This window comes from Rhodococcus sp. LB1 (assembly GCF_001583455.1).
In the GTDB taxonomy this organism is placed as follows: domain Bacteria; phylum Actinomycetota; class Actinomycetes; order Mycobacteriales; family Mycobacteriaceae; genus Rhodococcus_F; species Rhodococcus_F opacus.
This window is the reverse complement of the sequence record NZ_LTCZ01000335.1, coordinates 1-23693: the sequence shown is the minus strand read 5'-3', so window position 1 is coordinate 23693 and position 23693 is coordinate 1. Positions and strand designations below refer to the sequence as shown.

Sequence of the window (23693 nt, the reverse complement as noted above, 5' to 3'; positions counted from 1 at the left end):
CCGCCCGGTCACCACTCGATCCGGTAGTCGTACATCCAGCGCAGACTGTCGCGGCGGCCGACCATCCGCATGACGGTCGGCAGGGTCAGGTCGCGGATCACGCGCCCGACCGGTCCGGGTGCCTTGCCGCTGCCGTTTCGTCTGCCCTGGGCGACGATTCGCTCGACCCGGGTGCGCCGTGCGGTCTCGTACGCTGCCAGGGCGACGGCGGTGTCCCGGTTGTCCCGCAGGCATCGCGCGAGGACGAGGGCGTCCTCGATGGCCATGGAGGCGCCCTGCCCGGACGACGGGGACGTGGCGTGTGCCGCGTCCCCGATGATCACCATCCGCTCGTTGCGCCACGTCGGCACGGTCGGAAGGTCGTAGGTGCTCCAGCTCCGGATGATGTGCTCGGTGGCGTCGATGATCTGCAGGGCGGGTCCGGCGTCGCGCGAGAACAGCTCGGTCAGTTCGGTGCGCTGCTGCTCCGGCGTGATCGAGGCGAGTTCGCCTGCCGTCGGTTCCGTGCGGCGCCCGGGGTTGGCGAACCACCAGACGTCACCGCTCGGATGGATGAGGTAGCCGAAGAAGCACCGCTTGCCGAAGTGGAAGTGGGCCGCGCCGGGTTCGCCGTCCAGGGTGAGGCCGGTCGCGAATCCTCCGGTGTTGAGCAGGCCGAGATACCGGGGGTCGGGTGCGTGCGGATCGAGGATGGACCGGGTGCGTGACCGGAGCCCGTCGGCGCCGACGAGCAGATCGCCGTCGGCCGATGTGCCGTCCGTGAAGTCGGCGTGGACCCGATCGCCGTCCAGGCGGGCGTCCCGGAGTTGCTTGCCGTATTCGATGCGTACTCCCCGTCGCAGTGCCTCGTCGCGCAGGGTGCGGTAGAGGTCTGCGCGGCGCAGCGTCTGGGACGGCGTTCCGAACGAGGTGAGGCCTCCGTTGTCGAACTCGGCCAGTTGTTTCCCGCTTCCGCTGACGATCCGCATTCGGCGGGTGTCCATCCCGAGTCCGGTGACCTGACGATCGAGATCCAGTACGTGCAGTCCCTCCAGACCGTTGGTCGCGAGGGTCAGGAATGCGCCCACGCCGTCCGCGCCGTGGTCATGCGCTTCGTACACCACAGGGTCGAGTCCGGCCCGTTGCATGGCCATCGCCGTGACCGGTCCGGCGATGCCTCCTCCGATGATCAGCACCTTGTTAGTCATAAAGTTACTATACATAAAATGACTAACACACTGTCGCGGATATGCTCGACGAATGTCCTCACCGCGTAGATCCGTGCTGGCGATGGCCGTGCTGTCGATGCTGTCGGAAGAGCCGATGCACGCCTACCGCATGCAGCAACTGATCAAGGAGCGGCACAAGGACGAGGTCGTCAACGTCGCGCAGCGCAACAGTGTGTACCAGACGATCGAACGCCTGCTGCGCGACGGATTGATCGAGGTCGAGTCGACGGAACGGGCCGAGAATCGCCCCGAACGCACGACGTACCGGCTCACCGGAACGGGTGCGGCAACGTTGACCCACTGGCTGCGGGGGATGGTCGCGGAGCCGGTGCGCGAATTCCCGGAATTTCCGGCCGCGCTGGCGTTCCTGCCGAGTCTCGACTCCGGCGACGCACTCGATGCCCTGCGTTCGCGGATCGCGGTTCTCGAGCAGCAACTGGCCGGGCTCGACGCCGGCCTCACCGAGGCCGGGACGTTTCTTCCGCGACTGTTCCTCGTCGAGGACGAGTACCGGCGGGCGGTCCTGGTCGCCGAACTCGACTACGTCCGGTCGCTGGCCGACGACGTCGCGAAGGGCGAACTGCGCTGGTAGGGCGGCGGCCGTCAGAACCGCAGCGACAGGATGCCGTCGCGGTCCGTGATGTGAACGGTCCGCCCGATCACCGACCGTGCCGGGGTCTCGGTGAATGCGGACAGCGCGACCGCCTCCTCGGCGCCGGTACGTCCGGACAGACGCCGGCCGTCGGGGGTGTGCGCGACGACGAAGCCGGTCGCCGGGGCGCCGTCCCGCCCGTACTCCACCGTCGACGTGACGATGTCGGCTCGTCCTTCGTAGCCGGTGACGAGTTCCGGCGCCTCCGACGCGAGTTGCGCCGGTTCCGGATCGCCGACGTATCCATCCGGGTGCGGGGCGCCCGCCAGCAACACGACGTGCTGGTACGTCAGATAGCCGCCGTTGCCGTGGACCAGCGCCGGTCCCGCGCCCTCCCGCAAACGGCGGGTGACCTCGGCGATCGAGTGCAGCGTGTAGCTGTTGAGGGGACCGCCGAAGAAGGAGTGGCCGCCCGTCACGCTCGGCACGATGCCTGCGGGCAGGCCGAGCGTGCGGGTCAGTAGCTTCGGCACCACCGGGAAGCAGCTGTACGCGTCGACGATGTCGAGTTCCGAGGCGTCGATCGAGGTCCGCGACAGTGCCCGGTGCACCGCGCCCGTCATAGCCGTGGACGTGCCGAAACCGTTGCGGCTCAAGACGTCCACGGGATCGGTGGCTCCCGCGCCGCCCCACACGTACACCGTGCGGTCTTCCGGAACGCCGTGTTCGCGCGCGACGGCCAGGGAGCACACCAGCACCGCGGCGGCCTGATCGACGAACGGCATGGCGTTGAGCATCAACGGGTACGGCTCGCACACCATCCGGTTGCCCGGACCCACCGTGGCGATCTCCTCGGCGGAATACACCTCGGACGTCCACGACGCCGGGTTCTTCGCCGCCAGTTCGGAGAAGGCCGAATACATCCGGGCCGACTCCGCCAGCGACTCGTCGGGGCCGAGGCCCGACTCGTGCGCGACCCGGTTCTCGAACAGCGGATACACCCGGGTCGGAACGATCAGGCCCGCGCGCTGCATCGCGGGACTCCCGAGATCCGCCGGATCGAACGCGGGAGGACCGCCCGGCGCCGACGCCCAGCCCAGCGTCGCGGGATCGGTGCCCGACTTGCGCAGCGCCGTCATGGTCGCCTGCGACTCACCGCCGACGAGGAGCGCTGCCGACGACCGGCCCGAGGCGATGTCGTCGCCGATGCGGTCGAGGAGCGCCGCGGGCCAGTGGCCGCCGATCGGGGACGTGCTCGACCGTGGTGACGGCAGATTCAACCGGGCGGCCAGCAGTCCGGGGAGGTCGTCGTACGACCAGCTGACGGTCTTCACCGCATGGATTGCGTCGATTCGGGAGCCGAGGGTCGCGGAGCCGCTGTCGGCGAGGGCGGCACGTGCGGCGTCGGTGATCAGGTCGAGCGGTTCACGCGGGGCTGCCGGATCGCCTGCACGGCCGGAGCGGATGTCGCCGACTCCGACGATCACCGGTATGCGGGCCGGATCCATGGATTCCCCTCTCACGTGACCACGTCAGCGTCACGATAGCGTCGGGCGGGTTACCTGTGGATTCGGGGTCACAGAAATCCCGTCCGGCGTCCGGCGTCATTGGACCCTTCGGATCGAGGGTGCCCGGATAGATGCCTAAAAGTGCTGTGCAGCAGATGGATTCGAACGCCGATGGACTGAGGCGCGGGACCCTCGGGCCGGTGGGAGCCTGCGGGCTCAGGCCCTCGCCGAGTGAGGGTAGCCTAAGGTAGTGTGAACAGCGTGCTGTTGCGTAGGCCATGCAGTCATTTCGTAACCTTTTCGTGTCCCGGATCACGGCCTGAATATGCATGATCTGGGCAAAACGGGGGAAACCAAGGCGAACCTGCAGATTGTCCGACTAATCTGCAGTCCAGGGCTTGCATGTTCGCTGCACAGGAGGCGGGGGTCATGGATCTCGAAGCAATCAAACAGATCGAGCAGCTCAAGCACCGTTATTCACGTGCTCTCGACACGAAGTCGTGGGTGGAGTTCGCCGACACGATGGTCCCGGACGTCACGGCGACGTACAGCGAATACCTCACGTTCGATTCCCGTGACTCATTCGTGTCCTTCCTCGAGAACACTCTCGGGACCCACGTCATCACCGAGCATCAGTGCGGCCAGCCCGAGATCACCGTCACCGGTGACACCGCGGTAGGGGTGTGGTTTCTCGCGGACACCACGCTGATTCCCGAGGACGGCATGCTGCTGCGCGGGTCTGCCTATTATCACGATCGTTATCTTCGGTGCCCCGACGGAAACTGGCGGATCACGCACACCGGTTACGAACGCACCTGGGAATCGGTTGCGGCGCTCTCCGATTTCCCGAGTTTCCGGCTCACGTCCAACAAGTGGGCGATGTTGCAACCTCCGGCCTCTGCCTGAGGGAGCACACTGGGACTCGACGCACCGCGGACACTGGGAGGTGACGATGGCTCCGGAAGTCCCCGTTCCCGGCGCGCTGCCGTATCTGACGGTGCGGCGGGGTGTCGAGGCCATCGAGTGGTATTCCAAGGTGTTCGGCGCCGAGGTGGTGGGTGAGCCGATCGTCATGGAGGACGGCCGGGTCGGTCATGCGGAACTGCGGTTGCCGAGCGGCATGATCTACCTCGCCGAGGAGTTCCCCGAGATGGGTCTGACGGCGCCGGAATCGGGTTCGACGTCGGTGAGCCTGATGTTGTCCGTCGACGATCCCGATGCCGTCCTGGCGGGTGCCCGCGACGCCGGCGGCAAGGTGGAACGGTGGATCTCGGAGGGCCACGGACACCGCAACGCGACACTCATCGATCCGTTCGGTCACCGCTGGATGCTGGTGGGGCCGACGGATCCGGCCGCGTCGGTCTGAAGCCCGGGCCGCGGCTACTGTCGGCACATGCCGACCACACCCGACCGTTCGTCGTTTCCGGACACCCGCGCGTGGATTCGCGCCCTGCCCGCTCTCGGCGGCGAGACGCCTCCGCCCGTCGACGCGCTTCCGGAGTCGCCGACAACACTGTTTCTCGACTGGATCACGCAGGCCGCGGTGGCCGGTGTTCCGGAACCGCACGCCGCCGCGCTGTCGACCGTCGATTCCGACGGCAACCCGGACGCACGTTTCCTGCTCCTCAAGGACGTCACGGAGCAGGGCTTCTGGTTCTCGGGTGACACACGCTCGCCGAAGGGGCGTGAACTGGCCACGAATGCCGTTGCGGCGCTGTCGTTCTACTGGCGAGAACAGGGTCGGCAGGTGCGGGTGCGCGGTTCCGTCGTCGAGGGCGATCCGGCGCTCTCCGCCCGCGACTTCCGCGAACGGTCGGTCACCGCGCGGGCCGTGGCCGCGGCCAGTCGTCAGAGCGAGGTCCTGGATGATCCCGCCGAATACGAACGCGCCGTCGCGGCGGCGGTGGCCCGCATCGAGGCCGACCCCGACTTCGTGTCCGGAACGTGGCGGGCATGGTGCATCGTCCCCGACAGTGTCGAGTTCTGGCAGGCGGACGCCGGGCGCAGGCACGTGCGCCAGCTCTACCGCCGCGAGTCCGGCCGGTGGATCCGCGAGGTGCTGTGGCCCTGACGGCGCCCGGCGGCGGGGGTCAGCGTGCGGTCGCGGACGGCGAGCGCAGGTCGACGACGATCGACTGGCCGTTCAGCTCGGCATGGATCTCGGGGCGCTCGAACCCGGCCGCGACGAGGTACTCGCCGAGCAACGCCAGCAGTTCGTCGGCGTCCACGGTGGGATCGGCGGAGTGACTGCTCGCCGACGCGAGGTGCTCCTCGAGCAGTTCGGTGTGTGCAAGACGGCCCGCGACTCGCACGGCTGCCACTCCCATCGCGTTGCGTCGCATGACGGTGCGCCCACGAGATTCGAGCGACGCCGTCGTGTCGGAGGCCTCGGCCGGCTCCTCGGTGCTGTGCGAACCCGAGCTGCGCGTCGGCAGCGGGAAGGTGAACGTCTCGGCGGAGCTGGTCGTGGACTTGCCGTTGCCGTTGCCGTTGCTGCCGGTCAGCCCGCCCGTGCTCGGTTCAGCGAAAGGGGACTCCGATGCCGAGTTCGTGCCGGCGGAGCCGTTGCTGCCCGATCCGTTGGTGGAAATGCCGTTCTCCATCGTGTCGCTTCCTGCTCGTGGCCAAACGGGTACCGCGCAAAGCCCGTCAGTGTGCTCGATTCGACCTGAAAGCTACCAGGAGGGTCCGGCGGGCCGCACGCCTCGACGGCGCACGGCGCGGCCCCGGTCGGTCTCGGGTGCACGGTGCCGTCACGTCATCGCACCCCCTCGGCCCTCAATTCCCGGGCCCAGGCGGACGCGTGCTTCGTGAGCACGCCGGCGATCCGCTCCAGCTCACCCGGGTACGACGCGACCTCGGCGGGCATGGACACGCTGAGGGCGTCGGTGGCGGGGATTCGGTAGGGCACGACGGTTGCGATACACACCACGCCGACCGTCCCCTGTTCTCGTTCCAGGGCCCACCCGCGGTTGCGCACCTCGCCCAGTTCGGTGACGAGGTCGTCGATGTCGACGATGGAGTTCTCGGTGAATCGCTCGAGTTTCGCCGGCAGCATCTCCCGGACCTCGCTGGTCGTGAGCTCGGCGAGCAGGGCCTGCCCGAGCGCGGTGACGTGACACGGCAGCTTGCGGCCGACGCGGTGCATACGCCGAACCTCGACCTTCGAACCGCGGCTGGCGAGATAGATGACGCTGGCCTCGTCGCGCCGCGCGAAGTGGACGGTATGACTGACTTCCGACCGGAGCGCCTCGAGCACCGCTGCTGCCCTCGAGACGACCGAATCCTTGTCGAGATACGACGTGCCGGCGAGCAGCGCATGGGTGCCGATGCCGTAGCGCGACCCGGACTCGTCGGCTTCGATCCACCGCAGATCCTTGAGCGTGCGCAGGAGGGCGTGCAGGCTCGAGCGCGGATACTTGCACGCTTCCTGCAACTCGCCGAGGCTCATACGCGTCGGCGATGCGGCGAGCGTCTCGAGGATGTGGATGGTGCGCTCGGCAGATTTGACCGGCTGGGTCTCCGGCGCTGCCCCACGCATGTCTTCTGTCACCATGAAGACACTATCTCTCATTCTGAACGCGATATCACCTACTGACCCGTGTTCGGTGGCGGCGACGTGGCGCATTCAGTACTCCGCGACGAGGTTGGCCGCGATGTAGTCGAGATCGATGTCCTCGCCGAGACCCGGTCTCTGCGGCATCGCCACCATGCCGTTCTCGTCGACGGGGTCGACGATGGAATTCAGGTGCGGCGGCACCCAGTCGTAATCCACGTGCGGGTGCAGCAGACCGCGCTCGTACCACTGGACGTTGTTGCCGGCTCCGACGAGCGCGAGGTTCGGGGCGCCGTTGCCGTGGATCTCGCATTCGAGTCCGAAGCCCTCGGCCATGTGCATCGTCTTCAGGGCCGGTGTGATGCCACCACCGTTCATGGCCCCGACCCGCAGGATGTCGCACGCCTCGTTCGCAATCCAGTCGGCACGGGATCGGTGCCGGCCCGGCGTGGTCTCGGGTCCGATCACCGGGGTGTCGATCTGGTCGGCGAGCCACTTGTACGAGCGCAGCGAGAACTCGTCCATCGGCTCCTCGAACCAATCGAACTTCAGCCGGTCCAGCTCGCGACCGAGCCTCAGAGCGTCGGTGCGCGAGTACCAGTGGTACCCGTCGAGCATCAGCGAAAAGTTGTCGCCGACGGCATCACGCACGGCGGCACACGCGTCGATGTCCCGGGTCAGATTCGGGGAGCCCGGCAGCGGAGGCATCCAGGTGTGCAGCTTGATGCCCTGGTAGCCCTGCCTCTTCAGCGCGACCGCGAAGTTCGCGTAGTCCTCCGGGGTGGCGAGGCCGCCTTCGATGTCGTCGCCGCACATGGTGCTGGCATACGCCTTGATCTCGGTGCGCGCACCGCCGAGCAGCTTCCACACCGGCGTGTCGAACTTGTTGCCTGCCAGGTCCCACAATGCCTGGTCCAGGTAGCTGCAACTGTGCTCGGGAAGTTCGACCGCCCGTGTGCGCTGACGAATCGCGAACTTCTTGTCCATCGCCTCGCGTGCCAGCGGATCGGAGCCGATCAGGACGGGCCGGAAGTGCTGCTCCACCTGGTCCTGCCGAAGGTAGTTCGGCTTGCCCAGTACGTAGCCGCTGACGCCGTCGGAGTCGGTGATCCGCAGGAGCGCCCCCGTCGCGGGCACGGACGGGCCGGGATGGCGATGACCGTACGAGTCGACCGAGGTGCGTGCCTCGGTCTTGAAAACCTGCACGGCGACTTCTGTGATCACGCTGGACATGGTGATTCGCTTCCTGTTCGAAATCTTCTACTTGCCCTGGCGGGCGATGTACTTGGCCATGGAGCGATCGAGTTTCTCGGCGAAGTCGTCGGCGAAATCCTGTGCGCTGAGCTGCCCGATGAGCACCTTCTGCCACTGCCCGAGCATCTGCACCTGAACGATCTTCCCGAAGTCGGGCAGGTAGTCCGGAGGGGTGACCAGTACGGTTGCCGGGTCGTCCAGTGCTGCGAGCGCAGCCTGCACCGACGGCATGTTCGCGAACTCGGGAGCCGAGCGCGCAGTCTTGTTGACCGGGATCTGCCCGACGCGCTCGTTCCAGTACGCCTGCGATTCCTGGGACGTCATGAACTCGACGAACTTCCACGCCGCGGCCTGATGCCGGCTGCTCTTGAACACCGTGTACGACGGGAACGGGTCCGTCATGACGGTGCGCTTTCCGTCCTCGTTGCGCGGCAGCGCCACAGCTCCGGCCTTGTCGCCGAGAGCCTTCTCGTGGTTGCTCAGCGAGCCGAGGTTGTGCTGCATCATGGCCACCGAACCGCCGCCGAAGCTGGCGACCATCTGCGGGAAGCCGTTGTTGACGTCGGCGGTCGGGGTGTCGACGTCGTAGAGCGCCGCGAACCGTGCGATGGCGTCGACCATCTCGGGACGGTTCAGCGTCGACTCGCCGTCTTCGAAGAAGCTCTCGACACCGGTGCTGGCGAACATGTACTGCAGCAGCGGGTAGATCGATCCGGCGCCACCGCGGATGGTGAATCCGTAACGGCCGTCGTCCTTGTCGGTCAGAGTCTGTGCGGCCTCGTAGAATTCGTCGTACGTGTCGGGGGGTTCGATCCCGGCTTCGGCGAACCAGTCGGCGCGGTACCAGAGGGTGGCGTTGTTGCTGGTGTAGGGGAGACCGTACAGGTGCTCACCGCCGCCGGATTCACGTGCCGACTCGAGAATTCCGGCGTCGTATTCGTCGTGCTGCGGTGATGCCGCCACGAAGTCGTCGAGTGAGATGACGGCGTTCTGGGCGACGAGCGGGGCCAGGTAGGCGGTCGAGACTATCCCGAGGTCGGGCGCCGAACCGCCGGCGAGCGCAGTCTGGTACTTCTGCTGGGCGCTGTCCGACGGCAGGCCGACGTATTCGATGTCGATGCCGGGGTTGGCGGCCTCGAACCGCCGGATGAGCTCTTCGTAGAGGGGAGTGCGGTCCGGTCCGGCGTTGTTGTCCCAGAAGGTGAGCCGGGCGTTGTTCGGGTCGCCGAGTGCTCCGTCGGGCAGGGAGGTTTCGGAACTGCAGGAGGCGAGCACGAGCGTGGCCGCCGCGCCTACCAGGGTGGAACGCAGGAGGGTTCGCCGGTTCATGTGGGTCCTCTTTTCGAAAGTCATGGTCAGCCCTTGACCGCGCCGGCGCTCAGGCCCTGGACGAGGTACTTCTGGATGACGGCGAAGACGGCGACGACCGGCACCGCGGCGATCAGACCGCCGGCGGCGAGAACTCCGAAGTCGACGTTGTAGGAGCCGATGGTGTAGCTGAGTCCGACCGGCAGCGTGAACTTCTCCTGGCTGCTGATGAACATCAGGCCGAACAGGAAGTTGTTCCAGCTGCCGATGAAGGCGAACGATCCGACGGCGATCAGGCCGGGCCGCAGCAGCGGCAGCATGATGATGCGGAACGCGCGCAGGCGTGAGCAGCCGTCGACCATCGCGGCTTCTTCCAGCTCTACCGGGATCTGCGCGATGAAACCTGCCATCAGCATGGCGGCGAGTGGAAGCTGGAACACGGTGTCGGCGATGATGAGGCCGGTCAGGTTGTTGACGAGGTTCATCTCGCGGAACACCTGGAACAGGGGGATGAGCAGCATGGCGCCGGGCACGAACTGGCTGCAGAGCAGGGCCATCACCAACGGGATCTTGGCGCGGAACTTGAAGCGGGCCAACGCATATCCGGTGGCAAGTGCGACGAACGTGGTCAGGACTAGGGACAACGCGGCAACGATGAGGCTGTTCTTGAAGAAGAAGCTGAAGCCGAGGGTGTTCCACACGGTGTCGAAGTGCTCGAACGTGATGGGCCAGGGGAGCATCGAATTCGATCCGGCGGGCCGGAAGGCGAACACGATCATCCAGTAGAAGGGGACGAGAGTGAAGAGCAGGTACAGCGCGAGCGGCAGTCCGACGCTGAACATGCGGGGCTTCGTCTTGTGTACGCGCAGCTTCCCGGTGGTGTCCGGTTCGGACAGCGCAACGGCGGGACGATCGGTGGTGGTGGTCACGACGGTCAGACCTTCTCACTGTTGAACTTGCTCAGGCGCAAGTAGAGGATCGAGCAGAACAGCAGGATCACGAATGCGACCGTGGTGAGTGCCGAGCCGTATCCGAAGTCCTGGGCGGTGGTTGCGAGCTGTGAGACGTACAGCGGCAGTGTCGTGGTGACGTCGGCCGGGCCACCCGCCGTGAGGGTGTACAGCAGATCGACGTTGTTGAATTCCCACACACCGCGCAGCAGCGTCGACAGGATGATGACGGCCTTCAGGTGCGGGAGGGTGACGAAGCGGAACCGCTGCCAGCGGTTGGCGCCGTCCACGTTGGCCGCCTCGTACAGGTCCTTGGGGGCGCTCTGCAGCTCGGCCAGGATGAGAATGGCGAAGAACGGCACACCACGCCACAGCTCCGCGACGCCCGTTGCCCAGAACGCGGTGTCCGGATCGGCGATGGGAGCGGCAGTGCCGTCACCGATTCCCATGTTGCCGAGAAGCTTGAAGAGACCGGTCGACGGGTTGTAGATCAGCAGCCAGATGCCGGTGGTGAGGACGCCGGACACCGCCCAGGGGGAGAACACGAGGGCGCGTGCCAGGCCGCGGCCCCGGAACACCTCGTTGACCAGCAAGGCCAGTCCGAGTCCGAGGATCAACTGGAACACGACCTGGAATCCGACCCACTTCGCGGTGGTGACGAGGCTGGTCCAGAAGAGGGAGTCGGCGAACATCAGCCGGAAGTTGTCGAGGCCGGCGAAGCCGTTGTCCCACGGCGTCGTCGGGTTGTAGTACTGCAGGCTGTAGTAGAAGACGCTACCGACCGGGTAGAAGATGAAGACGGCCAGCAGGATGACCACCGGTGCGATCAGGATGTAGGGGGCAGAGGCTCTGCGCCATGCCGGTCTGCGACGAGTTCGACCGGGAGAGGCCGGCGCCGCCGGCGCGGACTGCCCTCCTGGCCTGGGGGAGGTGGTGGTGACCATGGTGCACGCTCCGAAGTTCGGTGCCGGTTGCGCCGGCGGGTCAGGGGATTGTGGCTACTGCTGCTGAGGCGAGATCACGGAGGTGGCTCGTCAGCGTGGAAGGTGATGGGAACGACGCGGCGTCCGACCTGCCTGAGGTGCCCGGTGTGCGTAAGGGTTCCGAGGGCGGTGCCTGCGCTCGCGCGTTCATGTATGTGAACTCACGTCCTCTATGTGAATTGTTGAACTTACTATGACGGCAGTCACAAGGTCTGTCAAGGGTGTTTGCCTAGACAGTGCGGGCGAGCCACTCGGCGGCCTCGACCTGCATTTCGGCCGAAAACCGGTGTCCGCCTGCGAACCACTGCGTAGTGAGCGCCCCGAACCCGTCGTATGCCCGGCGCAGCACGGCCTCGGAGTCGCGCATTCCCTGGCGGCTGAAGTGGGAGTCGTCCAGCGCGAACTGAACCAGTAGCGGCCGCGGCGCATGGCATGCGGCGATCTCGGGCCAGTCGCACACCGCCGGCAGGCCCGGAGTGACCATCAGCCACGTCGTATCGTCTGCTCTGCCGTCCGCGACATCCGCGAACGTGCTCATCATCGCGGTGATCACCCCCGCTCGCAGGCGTGTCGAACACGCCAGTAGATGTGCGACGCGCGCGCCGCCGCCCGAGAATCCCGCGGCGGCGACCCGGTTCGGATCGACACCGTCGGTCGTGAGGAGCACGTTCAGCGCCCGAAGGTCCTCGGCGACGACCGTTCCGGCGAGCGAGGTGCCCGTCAGGGCGGCGGTTTTGGCGAGTCCGTGTTCGTGCTCGCGCGCTGCCGCGTCGTATCGGCGCCGACGGATCCCGGGGGTGTCCGGACCGGGTGGGAAGGCGGCGTATCCCGCTGCTGTGGCTCGGTCCGGTAGTTCCGGCCAGGGCACCCGCCGGCTGCCCCAGGGGAACACGTCGTGCACGAGGACGACGAAGCCTGCGTGCACGAGTCCTGTTGCGACCGACCTGCCTTCGTAACCGCGGGTCCGGAGTCCGGGGATACCCGGTGGGGCTCCGCCGGGACCATCGGCCACCTTTTCCTTGCCGTAGAACTTGACGCCGTCGTGTGCGTGCATCAGCAGGACCGCAGGGCGGGCCGTGGTCTCGCCTCCGTGGTCGGGGCGGAGGAGCCAGCCCGCGGTGTCGGGGCCGTCGTCACCGGCCGCCCAGGTGAGTTCGCGACCGGCGACGCCGTGTCGGATCCACGACCTGCCGTACGTCACGCCGGGTGTGTCCGCCGCCGATTCGTCCGTCACGCCGAGGACCTCGCGAACGGCGTCGCGTCGCGCGTCGTACGGGGTCGGTCGTGGACAGTCGGCCGAATGGTGTGTTCCCATGTGTGAACTCCGTCTTGTCTATCGAACTCTGTACTCGAACCGTTGAGGGGAACCGCATGTCCGGAAGAACAGTCGATCGCATCGTCGCGCACGCGTATCCGTGGGACGTGCTCGGTGATCCGCACTTCGTCGACCGAGCGCGCGCGCTCGGAGTCGCCGAGATCTCACTCGCCGCCAGCTATCACTCGACCCGCGCGGCAACCCCGTTGCATCCCGCCCACAAAGTGGTCGACGCGCATCACGCCGCGCTGTACCGGCCCATCCGACCTGCTGCGTGGGACGGGCACGCGGTCACGGCCAGGGCGGCGACGTGGGGCGGATCCGAGGATGCGTTCGCCGATGCGGCTCGCATCCTGATCGACGCGGGCATTCGCGTGAACGCATGGATCGTACTGTCCCACAGCACTGTTCTGGGTCACGCGCATCCCGACGCCACCGTCGTCAATTGCTTCGGAGACCGCTACCCCTACGCGCTCGCGCCCGGGCACCCGGACATCGTCCGGTACGCCCGCACCCTCGCGGCGGAGGCGGTGCGCGGTGTCGACCTGCACGGTGTGTCGATCGAAGCATGCGGACAGCTCGGGATCGCCCATGTCGGCCCGCACGAGAAGACCGATGGCGCATTTCCGGGCATCGGCGACACGTTGATGTCGATCAGCTGCACCGAACGGGAACGCGCACTGTGGGCGGAGCGGGACGTCGATCCGGACAAGATGATCGCGAAGCTGCGGTCCGGCGTGGATGCGCTGTCCATGGGGACGCTCGCTCCGGACGCCGCGATCACCGACATCCTCGGCGAGGCGGAGGCGGACGCGGTGCTGTCCGTGCGCCACGCGGACGCCGATGCTCTCCGGGGTGCGGTGCTCGGCGCCGTACGCGCCGAGATCCCGTCGGCCCGCGTCACGCTGCACTGCCATCCGAACCCGTGGAAGACCGGGCCGTCGCCCGCGCTGACCTCGGCAGCTTCGGCAGACGTGGACGCCGTGCTCGTCTCGGCCTGGCCGGGGACGGCCGAAACCGTCGCCGTCACGAAGGGCACCCGGGCGATCGTCGGGGAGGCCGTCGACGTCGGCGCCTACGTGTCGGTGCTGCCGCCGAAGAATCTCGACGACGTGAGCAGCCATGTCGCGGCCACGGTCGCGGCTGGAGCGAACGAGCTGCACCTCTATCACCTCGGGTTGGTCAACAAGGTGCAACTCGACGCGTTGGGGCGCATCGTCGGCGACTACTCCGTCTGACGCGGACGGGGTGGGCACCGTCGCTGGTGCCCACCCCGGCTCGGCGTCAGCGCATCCGTTGTCCGAGCGGGTGGTCGCAGAACGCGCCGCCGACACGCTGGAGGATCGGATCGTCGAACGTCCATTCGTGATCGGCCAGGAACTCGTCGGCGAACACCTCTGCGTCGTCCTGAGGTTCGTATCCGATGGCTGCACCCTCTGCTGCGGACCACCAGCTGCGGGTGTTCCGCGAGATACCCCACACGGTGTGAAATCCCTTGGCGGAGTCGGACAGTGCGGCTTCGATCAGGCGAGCGGTGTCGGCCGGTGACATCCAGGAGGCGAGGCCGCGGTAGTTGGGCGGCCGGTCGAAGCTCGAGCCGATCCGCAGGTTGACGACGTCGATGCCGAAGCGATCGTGGTACAGCCGGCCGAGCGCCTCGACCGCTGCCTTGCTCCAGCCGTAGAACCCGTCCGGACGGGGCGGGACGTCGCCGGGCAGCGCGTTCGAGCCGGCTTCCGCGTGTGTCCAGAAACCGACGGCGTGGTTGCTCGACGCTGCGATCACGCGCGTCACTCCGTGTGCGACGGCGGCCTCGAACACCGCCTGGGTGCCGTCCACGTTGACGGACAGAATGTTCTCCCACGAGTCCTCGGTGCTGAGTCCGCCCAGGTGAAGTACGGCGTCGACGCCGTCGACCGCAGCAGCTACGGCGGCGCGGTCGGTGACCGAACCCTGGACGAACTCCTCGTGTTCAGGGTCGATGTCGGTGATGTCGGCGATGTCGAACAGGCGCAGGGTGCGGCCGGGTTTGCGGAGCAAGGGTCGCAGCATCTTGCCCATGTTTCCTGCCGCGCCGGTGATCAGCAGACGCGAGGTGGTGTCGGTCATGTCTTCTCGTACCTCTCTGGGAGTAAGCCTTGTAATGCACATCACGGTAGTACATACTTCGAAACGAAGTCACTATCTTGACGAAGATTCACGTATGTGAACGGATCGTCTGACTCACACTCCCACTCGGATCGTCCGGCACGTTCCTGCCGGTGAAGGGACACCCACCATCATGGCAACAGTCGCATTCCACGGCGTCACCAAATTGTTCCCCGGCGGCGACAAGGCCGCGGTCGATCACCTGGACCTCGAAATAGAGGACGGCGAGTTCCTCGTCCTCGTCGGACCGTCCGGTTGCGGCAAGTCGACGTCGCTGCGCATGCTTGCGGGACTCGAAGACGTGGACCGGGGCACGATCGCCATCGGCGGCAACGATGTCACCGAGTTTCAGCCGAAGGACCGTGACATCGCCATGGTCTTCCAGAACTACGCTCTCTACCCGCACATGACGGTGGGCGAGAACATGGGCTTCGGTCTCCGCATCGCCGGCGAGGACAAGGCGGAGATCAAACGACGCGTCCAGGACGCGGCCAAGATCCTCGACCTCACCAAGTTTCTCGACCGCAAACCCAAGGCCCTGTCCGGTGGCCAGCGGCAGCGAGTGGCCATGGGGCGCGCCATCGTTCGCAAGCCACAGGTGTTCCTGATGGACGAGCCTCTGTCCAATCTCGATGCCAAACTGCGCGTGCAGACCCGTGCGCAGATCTCGGCGCTGCAGCGTCGTCTCGCCACCACCACCGTGTACGTGACGCACGATCAGGTCGAGGCCATGACGATGGGCGACCGCGTCGCCGTCCTGAAAGACGGCGTGCTCCAGCAGTGCGACACTCCACGCCGCATGTACGAGCACCCGAACAACGTCTTCGTCGCCGGGTTCATCGGCTCGCCCGCGATGAACCTTCTCGAACTTCCGCTCGTCGACGGCGGTGTCAGCTTCGGCGGTTCCGTGGTCCCCGTTCCGCGTGGTGCGATTGCCGGTATCGGTGAAAGCTCGGTCACGCTCGGAGTGCGTCCGGAGGATCTCGTGATCACCACCGGCAGCGGACTCGACGTCACCATCGACGTCGTCGAAGAACTCGGCGCCGACGCGTACGTGTACGGCCAGGCGGACATCCACGGGCGCAGGCAGCCCATCGTCGTGCGCGCCGACGGTCGCATCCCACCGAGGCGCGGAGAGGTGATCACGCTGTCGTACGCGGCCGAGCGCACCCACCTGTTCTCCACCGTCACCGGTGAACGACTCGTCGACTAGCAGCGACCCCGTTCTCCGACGTACACCCGACCGCAGAATCATCAAGGAGCAACCATGCTTGACGGCGTTCTCTTCTTTCCTGTCACCCCGTTCGACGGCAACGGCGACGTCGACCTTCCCGCACTGGCACAGCACATCGAATCCGGCGTCGCGGCCGGACCGGGTGGGGTGTTCGCCGCGTGCGGCACCGGCGAGTTCCACGCACTGTCCGCGGCCGAGTTCCGGACCGTGGTGGAAACGGTGGTCACGGCCACGAAGGGCCGTGTCCCGGTCTTCGCCGGTGCCGGTGGAGCCCTCCCCGTCGCGAAGGAATTCGTGGCCATCGCCGAGGATGCGGGAGCGGACGGCATCCTGCTCCTGCCGCCCTATCTCGTCGGCGCGCCGGCCCTGGGCCTGGTGGAGTACGTGAAGCAGGTGTCGGAGGCGAGTGACCTCCCGGTCATCGTGTACCACCGAGCGAACGGCCAGTTCACCGAGCAGAGTGCTCTCGCGGTGGCGCGACTGCCGAAGGTCGTCGGGTTCAAGGACGGCGTCGGTGACCTCGACCTGACGTCACGAATCGTGCGTACTCTGCGTGATTCTCTCGGCGACAAAGAATTTCAATTCTTCAACGGACTCCCGACCGCCGAGGTCTCGCAGCAGGCCTACCGGAGCATCGGAGTCACGCTCTATTCCTCCGCGACGTTCGCATTCGCTCCGGACGTGTCGCTCGCCTACTACCGGGCGCTCGAGGAGGACGACACCGAGCTGGTCGACTCGCTCAACCGCGAGTTCTTCCATCCGCTGGTCCGGCTTCGCGACACCACCCCCGGCTACGCGGTCGCTCTGGTGAAAGCGGGCGTGACGTTCACCGGCCTCGACGCCGGCTCGGTGCGAGCGCCGCTCGTCGACGCCAGCGCCGAGCACCGGTACGAATTGGAGCAGATCGTGGCGGCGGGACGGAAGGTGCTGGCGCAGTAGTGTCTTCGATCAATCGGCGGGATACGGACCCCGTCGATGGATCGAGGCTTCGAACGTAGGTCAGCGCCTGGGGGCGCTAGTCGGCGGCGGCCACAAGAGGCTCGAGCGTGAGGTCGGGCAGCTCCTTCTGGATGTACTGCAGGCGCCACTTGTCGCTGACGAGAGCCAGCATCACGCCGTCCGAGCGGGTGAACACCTCGACACCGCGCTGACGGTTCAGCTCGTCGGCCGACTCGGCGTCCGTGCGCCGCGCCAACGCGTAGCCCAGCGGTTCCATCCGGGCCTCGACGTTGAACTCGGCCTTCATCCGCGCCGCAACCACCTCGAACTGCATCGGTCCGACCGCGGCCATGACGGGTGAGGCGTCGCCGCGGAGGTCGTTGCGGAGGATCTGCACGACACCCTCGGAGTCGAGCTGATCCACGGCCCGCCGGAACTGCTTGTACTTGCCGGCGCTCTCGGCCCGCAGGATGGAAAAGTGCTCGGGAGCGAACGACGGGATCGGCGGGAACTCCACCTTCTTCTCGAAGAACAGGGTGTGGCCGGGGGCGAGTGCGGTGGCGTTGACGAGTCCCACCACGTCGCCGGGGTACGCCGACTCCACGGTCGAACGCTCGCGACCGAACACGGTCTGCGCGTACTTCGTCGTGAACGGCTTGCCGGTCTGGGCGTGGGTGACCACCATGCCGCGCTCGAACACACCCGACACGATGCGCATGAACGCCAGCCGGTCGCGGTGCGCGGTGTCCATGCCGGCCTGGACCTTGAAGACGACCGCGCTGAACGGGTCGGTGACCTCGCGGGGGGTGCCGCCGACGTCCTCCCGGGCGCGCGGCGGCGGCGCCAGCTCGACCAGCGTGTCGAGGATCTGGCGGACACCGAAGTTGAGCATCGCCGACGCGAAGATCACCGGCGACGTCTGGCCGCCGAGGAACAGCTCCTGGTCGTGATCCTGACCGGTGGCCGACAGCAGCTCGCTCTCCTCCGCGGCGGTCTCCCATTCGGAGCCCTCCTTCGCGAGGGCGGCGTCGGCATCCATGACCTCTTCGGGGGCGATCTTCGCGCCACCCGCGGTACGCGTGAAGCGGATGTACTCCCGCGGAGCACCGTCCTCGCCGCGCCGCAGCAGGCCCCGGAAGTCGCCGGCGATGCCGACGGGCCAGTACAGGGGAGTGGGGGTGAGCCCGATGCGTTCCTGGATCTCGTCGAGAAGCTCGAGCGGCGTCTGGCCCGGCCGGTCCCATTTGTTGATGACGGTGATCACCGGGATTCCGCGGTGACGGCACACCTGGAACAGCTTCAGCGTCTGCGGTTCGAGGCCCTTCGCGGCGTCGATCAGCATGACGGCGGCGTCGACCGCGGTCAGAACGCGGTACGTGTCCTCCGAGAAGTCGGAGTGACCGGGAGTGTCCACCAGGTTGATCACGTTGTCGACGGGCTCGTCCGCCGACGCCTCGGTGGAGCGGTAGTTGAACTGCAGGGCGGTGGAGCTGACCGAGATGCCGCGGGCCTTCTCCATCTCCATCCAGTCGGACACCGTCGACTTGCGGCCCGCCTTGCCGTGGACCGCGCCCGCTTCGGAGATGACCTTCGCATGGAGCGCGAGAGCCTCCGTCAGCGTCGACTTACCGGCGTCGGGATGCGAGATCACGGCGAACGTGCGGCGACGCGACGCCTCCGCACGGACACCCTTCTCGGATTTCCCCTCCGGTGAGCCGGACGTGGCGACAGGCGCCGCCTCGGCTGGAATGGTGTCGGCCGAGTCGGACGGGGTAGTCAACGAAGAACCTCTCGGGGGACGTGATGCGTGCAGGAAGGCCGTGTGGCCGCATACCAGGTTACTCGGGTGCCGAACACGAACGCGCAGCACAGTCACATCCAGGGAGGAGTAACGATCGGAGGCCGGTGAGGGATTTATATGGGTGAGTCGTCGGGGCGCTCCGGAGTTCACCGTTTCTGCGTTCGGACACCCGTATGTGCAGGAGGAAGACTGTGAGCAAGTTCACCGACGAGATGTACGCGACCGCGGCGAGCAGCACCCGTGGACTCAACACGGGTGAGCCCGACGCGCCGCTGCGGCAGCCGTGGGGCGAGATCCACAAGGCCGCGCGCCGCATGGCGGGCGCGCTCGCCGAAGCGGGTATCGGACACGGCGACGCCATCGGCATCCTCGCCGGTCAGCCCGTCGACATCGCACCCTCCTGCCAGGGCACCTGGATGCGAGGCGCGTCCGTCACCATGTTGCATCAGCCGACGCCGCGCACCGACCTGGCCGTGTGGGCCAAGGACACCGAGACCGTCATCAACATGATTCAGGCGAAGGCCGTCATCCTCGGTGCGCCGTTCGACGCCGCCAAGCCGCTGCTGGAGGAGCGCGGCATCACCGTGGTCACGGTGGCCGAGCTGAACGAGGGCACGGAGATCGACCCGGTCGAGACGTTCGAGAGCGACATCGCGCTGCAGCAGCTCACGTCCGGTTCCACCGGTTCCCCCAAGGCCGTGCAGATCACGCACGAGAACTTCTACACCAACGCCTACGCCATGATCGACCGCATCAAGTTCTCCATCGAGGACGACGTGATGATCAGCTGGCTGCCCCTGTTCCACGACATGGGGATGGTCGGGTTCCTGAGCGTGCCGATGCAGGTCGGCGCGGAGGTCGTGAGCATCACCCCGATGGACTTCCTCCGCACGCCGCTGCTGTGGGCGGAACTGATGGGGAAGTACAAAGGCACCGTGACGGCCGCCCCCAACTTCGCGTACTCGCTGCTCGCCCGCCGCCTCAAGCAGGCGGAGGACGGCGCCGTCGACCTCAGCACCGTCCGGTACATGTGGAACGGCGCCGAGCCCGTCGACCCCGAGACGATGACCAAGCTCGCCGAGGCGGGCGCCCGCTTCGGCCTGAACCCGTCCGCACTCGCCCCCGTCTACGGCATGGCCGAGACCACCCTCGCCGTCTCCATCCCGGATCCGGATCAGGGCCAGGTCCTCGACCTCGTCGACCCGGATCTCCTCGAGGCGATGCAGCGCGCCGTCCCGTCGAGCAAGCCGAACGCGCGTGCCCTCGCCACCCTCGGAAAGATGGTGCCGAACCTGGAGGGACGCGTCGTCGACAGCGAAGGGGAGCTGCTCCCGACCCGCGGTGTCGGCATCATCGAGGTCCGTGGCAAGGCGGTCACCCCCGGATACATCACGGTCGACGGTCACAAGCCCGCACAGGACGCGGACGGCTGGCTGAACACCGGCGACGTCGGCTACTTCACCGAAGAGGGCCTCGTCGTCGTGTGCGGCCGCGTCAAGGACGTCATCATCATGGGTGGCCGCAACATCTACCCGACGGACATCGAGCGGGCCGCCGGCACCGTCGCCGGAGTGCGTCCCGGCAACGCCGTGGCCGTCCGCCTCGACGCGGGGCAGAAGCGGGAAAGTTTCGCAGTCGCGGTGGAGACCAACGACTATCAGGACCCCGAAGTGGTCAAGCGCATCGAGCACGAGGTCGTGCATGCCGTGTTCTCCGAGGTCGGCGTGCGACCGCGCACGGTCGCGGTCCTCGGGCCCGGCAGCATCCCCAAGACGTCGTCGGGCAAACTCCGCCGCGCCACGTCGGCGAATCTGGTCCACTAGGCGCTCCGCGCCCGTGCGTGGTTGGAGAGTCCAGAGACTCGTTAACCACTCACGGGCGCGAAGCGCCTAATGCAGGCGGTTCTGCGCAGCCTCGAGCCCGACGCGCAGGACCAGCTCGACGGCGTCGGCGGATTCCTCGCAGACGAGGTCGAGTTCCTTGCGTTCCACCGAGGAGAACGGCTTCAACACGTACGACGCCGGATCCATCCGTCCGGGGGGACGGCCGATCCCGACGCGGGTGCGCAGATAGTCCTTGGTGCCGAGTGCGCTCGAGATGGACCGCAGGCCGTTGTGCCCGCCCTCACCGCCGCCCTGCTTGAGGCGAATGGTCCCGAAATCGAGGTCGAGTTCGTCGTGGATGACCACGATGTTGCCCGGATCGACGGAGAAGAACCGGGCCAGCCCGGCGACGGCGGAACCGGACAGGTTCATGAACGACCGCGGTTTGGCGAGGATCGTCGGACGGCCCTCGAGTCGACCCTGAACGATCTCGGCGCCGCTCTTCTTGTGCGCGCTGAACTTGCCACCCATGCGAGCGGACAGCACGCCGGCCACCATGAAGCCGACGTTGTGCCGGGTCTTCTCGTATTGCGGTCCGGGGTTGCCCAGACCCACCACCAGGGCGGTGTCTTCACTCACCGACAGGGTCCTTCCATGCGTGAGGGGGTCGTGTCAGACGACAGCGGCGCGTCACCCCGGACAATCCGGGACGACGCGCCGCCGACATCAGTGCGGTTGCGAGAGGATCAGCTCTCGGCGCCCTCTTCGGCCGGAGCCTCGGCGGGCTCGGCCGCGGCTTCGCCGGTCTCCTCTTCGAGGTCGGCAGCGGTCGGGGCTGCGACGACGTTGACGATGAGCAGTTCCTCGTCGGCCTGCAGGGTGGAACCCTTGGGCAGCTCGAGCTGGTTTGCCAGGATCTGGGTACCGACCTCGAGGCCCTCGACCGAGACCTCGATCTGCTCGGGGATGTGCAGCGCGTCCGCCTCGAGGGAGATGGTGGCGGCGTCCTGCGCGACCAGGGTGCCGGCAGCGGCCTCACCGGTGACGACGACGGGAACGTCGACGGTGACCTTCTCGCCCTTCTTGATGACGAGGAGGTCGGCGTGCTCGATGTAGTTGCGGATCGGGTGAACCACGACCGACTTGGTGAGCGCGACCTGCTCCTTGCCCTCGATGTCGAGGGTCAGGATGGCGTTGGTGCCGTGCGCGCGCAGGATGGCGGCGAAGTCGCGGGAGGGGACGTTCAGGTGGCGGGGGTCCTCACCGTGGCCGTACAGGACCGCGGGGACCTGGCCGTCGCGGCGCGCGCGGCGGGCGGCACCCTTGCCGAACTCGGTGCGCACGGCGGCTACGAGGCGATTTTCGTCAGACATGGTGAAACGGCTCCTACAACTCACGGTGGTAACTGGCGGGCGGTTCGAGTCGACGAGGGACGAACACGCGACGGCCAGGAGCGAAACGCTCGAGCAGAGCCGTCGCCGCGTCGATCACGGTGAGCCAGCTATTTGGAACTTCTGGTTCACCCTCGCCGAGACAACTTATGGAACTCTACCGGATGGCCCGCTGACCTGCTAATCGGGTGTCGTCGGGCGGGCTGCGCGACGACGAGGTGAGGCCGGTGCAATCCGGCGCGACCCTGCCGCCCGTCCCTGTGGCCCGTATCCCCGAGGTGTCGAACTTCTCGATTCCCGACGGCGGCGAGTGGCGCGCCTGGACCTGGTCTGGTGCGACCACCTGCCGTACCTGAACTTCCCCGACCACTGGCCGGTGTTCACCCCCAAGGACAGCTCGCGAAGTGGTTCGAGTTCTACGCCGACGCAATGGAACTCAATATGTGGATGGAACCGAGTTCACCCGCGGCAGCTATGACGACGCCACCGGTGAGTGACCGTGACCGTTGCCCGCGACGACGGCTCCATCCGCGCGGTGCACCCACGGCACGTCGTCGTCGCCGGTCAATCGCGGCACTGCTCGAAGTGTCCGGCCGTCCGGATCAAGGCCCAGCAGGAAGGAGTGCAGCCGATCCGATGACGGACAGTGGTGTGGCTCACAACGCCGGGGGTAGCCTCGGCGTTGTGAGCGCTGAACGTCCGACCGCCGACCGGCTGACCGCAGTGGCAACCGGTGTGGATCTGCCGCGACATGCTCGGCTGCTCAGCCGGGTGCACGACGCCGTGCTGTCCGGGCAGCAGCCGCCCGTGCTGCCCCGGGACGTGGTGGCGCGGTCGTGGTCCCGACTGCAGGCGGGCGGTGTGAGCCCGGACCACTGCGCGGAGGTGGAGCCCGCCGACTTCTCCGAGATCGAGGCGCGGCGTACCCGGACGGCGCTGCGCACGGTGCTCCCGGAACTGCGCAGCACGTTGACGCAGGTCGCCGACGATGCGAACTTCATCGTGGTCATCGCCGACGCCGACGGTGTCCTGTTGTGGCGGGAAGGATCCCGCGGGGTCCGGAAGGCGGCCGACGCCCTCGGGTTCACGGAGGGTGCGCGCTGGGCGGAGCAGGCGGTCGGGACCAACGCGATCGGCACGGCACTGATCGAAGATGCTGCAGTGCAACTGTTCTCGGCCGAGCACTATGCGCCCTCGCATCACGGCTGGTCGTGTACCGGGTCGCCGGTGCACGATCCGCGCACCGGGGAGATCCTCGGCGTCGTCGACATCAGTGGGTCGGCGATGTCGATTCACCCGACCACGGTCGCGCTCGTCCGCACCGCCGTGCGTCTGGCCGAGGCGACACTGTGGCGTGAGCACACGGCGCAACTGGACAAGTTGCGCGGCCGGGCGGCACCGTTGCTCGCGTCGGCCGGCGGTCCGGCGCTGGTCGTCGACAAGCACGGGTGGGTCGCGGAGGCGAGTGGCATCGCGGCGCCGGAGCGGGTCGCGCCGCCGAGCCTGGACCGGCCACTGCTCGTCCCGGGGCTCGGGCTGTGCGTGCCCGAACCGCTCGGCGACGGCTGGCTGGTGCGCAGGCGCGTCGACGGGGCGGCCATCGAACTGGAACTCGACCTCGGTGATGCGCCGCACGTGACGGTCCGGGGCGACGTCAACTGGACACGGGCGCTCTCGCCCCGG

Annotated in this window: 22 protein-coding genes; 9 read left to right on the top strand and 13 right to left on the bottom strand. The window is 67.2% G+C overall.

The window, feature by feature from the left end; translation table 11 throughout:
* Window positions 1-8: 8 nt before the first annotated feature.
* The gene (locus AZG88_RS34470) at window positions 9-1187 is read right to left on the bottom strand and encodes an FAD-dependent oxidoreductase (protein ID WP_061700348.1); all 1179 of its coding nucleotides are present in this window, start codon (window positions 1185-1187) and stop codon (window positions 9-11) included.
* A 52-nt stretch (window positions 1188-1239) separates the two neighbouring features.
* On the opposite strand from AZG88_RS34470, the gene AZG88_RS34465 reads away from it, so the two are divergent.
* Window positions 1240-1800, top strand: coding sequence for a PadR family transcriptional regulator (locus AZG88_RS34465; RefSeq protein WP_061042738.1), 561 nt, complete (start codon window positions 1240-1242; stop codon window positions 1798-1800).
* Window positions 1801-1811: 11 nt separating this feature from the next.
* Here AZG88_RS34465 and AZG88_RS34460 read toward each other — a convergent pair whose 3' ends face one another.
* Window positions 1812-3308, bottom strand: a complete 1497-nt coding sequence (locus tag AZG88_RS34460) for an acetyl-CoA acetyltransferase (protein WP_061700347.1) — start codon at window positions 3306-3308, stop codon at window positions 1812-1814.
* A 429-nt stretch (window positions 3309-3737) separates the two neighbouring features.
* Between AZG88_RS34460 and AZG88_RS34455 the strand changes: the two genes are divergently transcribed.
* The 3 genes from AZG88_RS34455 to AZG88_RS34445 are packed head-to-tail and all read left to right on the top strand — an operon-like array spanning window position 3738 to window position 5379.
* Window positions 3738-4214 (top strand): nuclear transport factor 2 family protein, encoded by a 477-nt coding sequence (locus tag AZG88_RS34455; protein WP_009478940.1) that lies wholly within the window; start codon window positions 3738-3740, stop codon window positions 4212-4214.
* A gap of 46 nt (window positions 4215-4260) precedes the next feature.
* Complete coding sequence (locus AZG88_RS34450) at window positions 4261-4674, top strand: VOC family protein (RefSeq protein ID WP_061042747.1); 414 nt, start codon at window positions 4261-4263, stop codon at window positions 4672-4674.
* A 27-nt stretch (window positions 4675-4701) separates the two neighbouring features.
* Window positions 4702-5379 carry a pyridoxine/pyridoxamine 5'-phosphate oxidase gene (locus AZG88_RS34445; RefSeq protein ID WP_061042740.1) on the top strand — a complete coding sequence of 226 codons (678 nt, stop codon included), beginning with the start codon at window positions 4702-4704 and terminating at the stop codon, window positions 5377-5379.
* Window positions 5380-5398: 19 nt separating this feature from the next.
* Here AZG88_RS34445 and AZG88_RS34440 read toward each other — a convergent pair whose 3' ends face one another.
* From AZG88_RS34440 to AZG88_RS34410, 7 genes are all read right to left on the bottom strand, one after another.
* A complete protein-coding gene (locus tag AZG88_RS34440) occupies window positions 5399-5911 on the bottom strand; it encodes a hypothetical protein (protein ID WP_061042741.1) in 513 nt (170 codons plus the stop codon).
* A 155-nt stretch (window positions 5912-6066) separates the two neighbouring features.
* Window positions 6067-6864, bottom strand: a complete 798-nt coding sequence (locus tag AZG88_RS34435; RefSeq protein WP_005238759.1) for an IclR family transcriptional regulator — start codon at window positions 6862-6864, stop codon at window positions 6067-6069.
* Window positions 6865-6936: 72 nt separating this feature from the next.
* On the bottom strand, window positions 6937-8097 hold the full coding sequence (locus AZG88_RS34430) for an enolase C-terminal domain-like protein (RefSeq protein ID WP_061700346.1): 1161 nt from the start codon (window positions 8095-8097) through the stop codon (window positions 6937-6939).
* A gap of 27 nt (window positions 8098-8124) precedes the next feature.
* Window positions 8125-9447, bottom strand: a complete 1323-nt coding sequence (locus AZG88_RS34425; protein WP_037179041.1) for an ABC transporter substrate-binding protein — start codon at window positions 9445-9447, stop codon at window positions 8125-8127.
* Between the two features lie 26 nt (window positions 9448-9473).
* Window positions 9474-10355, bottom strand: coding sequence for a carbohydrate ABC transporter permease (locus AZG88_RS34420; RefSeq protein ID WP_025432120.1), 882 nt, complete (start codon window positions 10353-10355; stop codon window positions 9474-9476).
* Window positions 10356-10360: 5 nt separating this feature from the next.
* Window positions 10361-11320, bottom strand: coding sequence for a carbohydrate ABC transporter permease (locus tag AZG88_RS34415; protein ID WP_005238763.1), 960 nt, complete (start codon window positions 11318-11320; stop codon window positions 10361-10363).
* A 268-nt stretch (window positions 11321-11588) separates the two neighbouring features.
* Complete coding sequence (locus AZG88_RS34410) at window positions 11589-12674, bottom strand: hypothetical protein (RefSeq protein ID WP_061042743.1); 1086 nt, start codon at window positions 12672-12674, stop codon at window positions 11589-11591.
* 56 nt (window positions 12675-12730) lie between these two features.
* On the opposite strand from AZG88_RS34410, the gene AZG88_RS34405 reads away from it, so the two are divergent.
* A complete protein-coding gene (locus tag AZG88_RS34405; protein ID WP_061042744.1) occupies window positions 12731-13912 on the top strand; it encodes a hypothetical protein in 1182 nt (393 codons plus the stop codon).
* A gap of 46 nt (window positions 13913-13958) precedes the next feature.
* Here AZG88_RS34405 and AZG88_RS34400 read toward each other — a convergent pair whose 3' ends face one another.
* Window positions 13959-14783 carry an NAD-dependent epimerase/dehydratase family protein gene (locus AZG88_RS34400; protein ID WP_061700345.1) on the bottom strand — a complete coding sequence of 275 codons (825 nt, stop codon included), beginning with the start codon at window positions 14781-14783 and terminating at the stop codon, window positions 13959-13961.
* A 172-nt stretch (window positions 14784-14955) separates the two neighbouring features.
* Here AZG88_RS34400 and AZG88_RS34395 point away from each other — a divergent pair, with 172 nt between their 5' ends.
* Together AZG88_RS34395 and AZG88_RS34390 are read left to right on the top strand one after the other, a co-directional pair.
* Window positions 14956-16035, top strand: coding sequence for an ABC transporter ATP-binding protein (locus tag AZG88_RS34395; RefSeq protein WP_061700344.1), 1080 nt, complete (start codon window positions 14956-14958; stop codon window positions 16033-16035).
* A gap of 54 nt (window positions 16036-16089) precedes the next feature.
* Window positions 16090-16995, top strand: a complete 906-nt coding sequence (locus AZG88_RS34390; RefSeq protein WP_005238768.1) for a 5-dehydro-4-deoxyglucarate dehydratase — start codon at window positions 16090-16092, stop codon at window positions 16993-16995.
* Between the two features lie 76 nt (window positions 16996-17071).
* Here the strand turns inward: AZG88_RS34390 and AZG88_RS34385 are convergent, their stop codons facing one another.
* Entirely contained in the window at window positions 17072-18775 is a 1704-nt protein-coding gene (locus AZG88_RS34385; RefSeq protein WP_005238769.1) for a peptide chain release factor 3, read from the bottom strand.
* Between the two features lie 212 nt (window positions 18776-18987).
* Here AZG88_RS34385 and AZG88_RS34380 point away from each other — a divergent pair, with 212 nt between their 5' ends.
* Window positions 18988-20619 carry a fatty acyl-AMP ligase gene (locus AZG88_RS34380; RefSeq protein WP_025432121.1) on the top strand — a complete coding sequence of 544 codons (1632 nt, stop codon included), beginning with the start codon at window positions 18988-18990 and terminating at the stop codon, window positions 20617-20619.
* Between the two features lie 66 nt (window positions 20620-20685).
* On the opposite strand, the gene pth is transcribed toward AZG88_RS34380, so the two are convergent.
* Both pth and AZG88_RS34370 read right to left on the bottom strand, forming a co-directional pair.
* Window positions 20686-21258 carry an aminoacyl-tRNA hydrolase gene (gene pth / locus AZG88_RS34375; RefSeq protein ID WP_005238771.1) on the bottom strand — a complete coding sequence of 191 codons (573 nt, stop codon included), beginning with the start codon at window positions 21256-21258 and terminating at the stop codon, window positions 20686-20688.
* A gap of 107 nt (window positions 21259-21365) precedes the next feature.
* Entirely contained in the window at window positions 21366-21992 is a 627-nt protein-coding gene (locus AZG88_RS34370; RefSeq protein ID WP_005238772.1) for a 50S ribosomal protein L25/general stress protein Ctc, read from the bottom strand.
* Between the two features lie 654 nt (window positions 21993-22646).
* Here AZG88_RS34370 and AZG88_RS34360 point away from each other — a divergent pair.
* Window positions 22647-23693, top strand: a 1047-nt coding sequence (locus AZG88_RS34360; RefSeq protein ID WP_061700343.1) for a GAF domain-containing protein, incomplete at its 3' end; no start/stop codon positions are given.

Bases quoted from the DNA above. Each gene is read 5' to 3' on its own strand.
- AZG88_RS34470 (WP_061700348.1), bottom strand. From the start codon at position 1,187: ATGACTAACAAGGTGCTGATCATCGGAGGAGGCATCGCCGGACCGGTC.
- AZG88_RS34465 (WP_061042738.1), top strand. From the start codon at position 1,240: ATGTCCTCACCGCGTAGATCCGTGCTGGCGATGGCCGTGCTGTCGATG.
- AZG88_RS34460 (WP_061700347.1), bottom strand. From the start codon at position 3,308: ATGGATCCGGCCCGCATACCGGTGATCGTCGGAGTCGGCGACATCCGC.
- AZG88_RS34455 (WP_009478940.1), top strand. From the start codon at position 3,738: ATGGATCTCGAAGCAATCAAACAGATCGAGCAGCTCAAGCACCGTTAT.
- AZG88_RS34450 (WP_061042747.1), top strand. From the start codon at position 4,261: ATGGCTCCGGAAGTCCCCGTTCCCGGCGCGCTGCCGTATCTGACGGTG.
- AZG88_RS34445 (WP_061042740.1), top strand. From the start codon at position 4,702: ATGCCGACCACACCCGACCGTTCGTCGTTTCCGGACACCCGCGCGTGG.
- AZG88_RS34440 (WP_061042741.1), bottom strand. From the start codon at position 5,911: ATGGAGAACGGCATTTCCACCAACGGATCGGGCAGCAACGGCTCCGCC.
- AZG88_RS34435 (WP_005238759.1), bottom strand. From the start codon at position 6,864: ATGGTGACAGAAGACATGCGTGGGGCAGCGCCGGAGACCCAGCCGGTC.
- AZG88_RS34430 (WP_061700346.1), bottom strand. From the start codon at position 8,097: ATGTCCAGCGTGATCACAGAAGTCGCCGTGCAGGTTTTCAAGACCGAG.
- AZG88_RS34425 (WP_037179041.1), bottom strand. From the start codon at position 9,447: ATGAACCGGCGAACCCTCCTGCGTTCCACCCTGGTAGGCGCGGCGGCC.
- AZG88_RS34415 (WP_005238763.1), bottom strand. From the start codon at position 11,320: ATGGTCACCACCACCTCCCCCAGGCCAGGAGGGCAGTCCGCGCCGGCG.
- AZG88_RS34410 (WP_061042743.1), bottom strand. From the start codon at position 12,674: ATGGGAACACACCATTCGGCCGACTGTCCACGACCGACCCCGTACGAC.
- AZG88_RS34405 (WP_061042744.1), top strand. From the start codon at position 12,731: ATGTCCGGAAGAACAGTCGATCGCATCGTCGCGCACGCGTATCCGTGG.
- AZG88_RS34400 (WP_061700345.1), bottom strand. From the start codon at position 14,783: ATGACCGACACCACCTCGCGTCTGCTGATCACCGGCGCGGCAGGAAAC.
- AZG88_RS34395 (WP_061700344.1), top strand. From the start codon at position 14,956: ATGGCAACAGTCGCATTCCACGGCGTCACCAAATTGTTCCCCGGCGGC.
- AZG88_RS34390 (WP_005238768.1), top strand. From the start codon at position 16,090: ATGCTTGACGGCGTTCTCTTCTTTCCTGTCACCCCGTTCGACGGCAAC.
- AZG88_RS34370 (WP_005238772.1), bottom strand. From the start codon at position 21,992: ATGTCTGACGAAAATCGCCTCGTAGCCGCCGTGCGCACCGAGTTCGGC.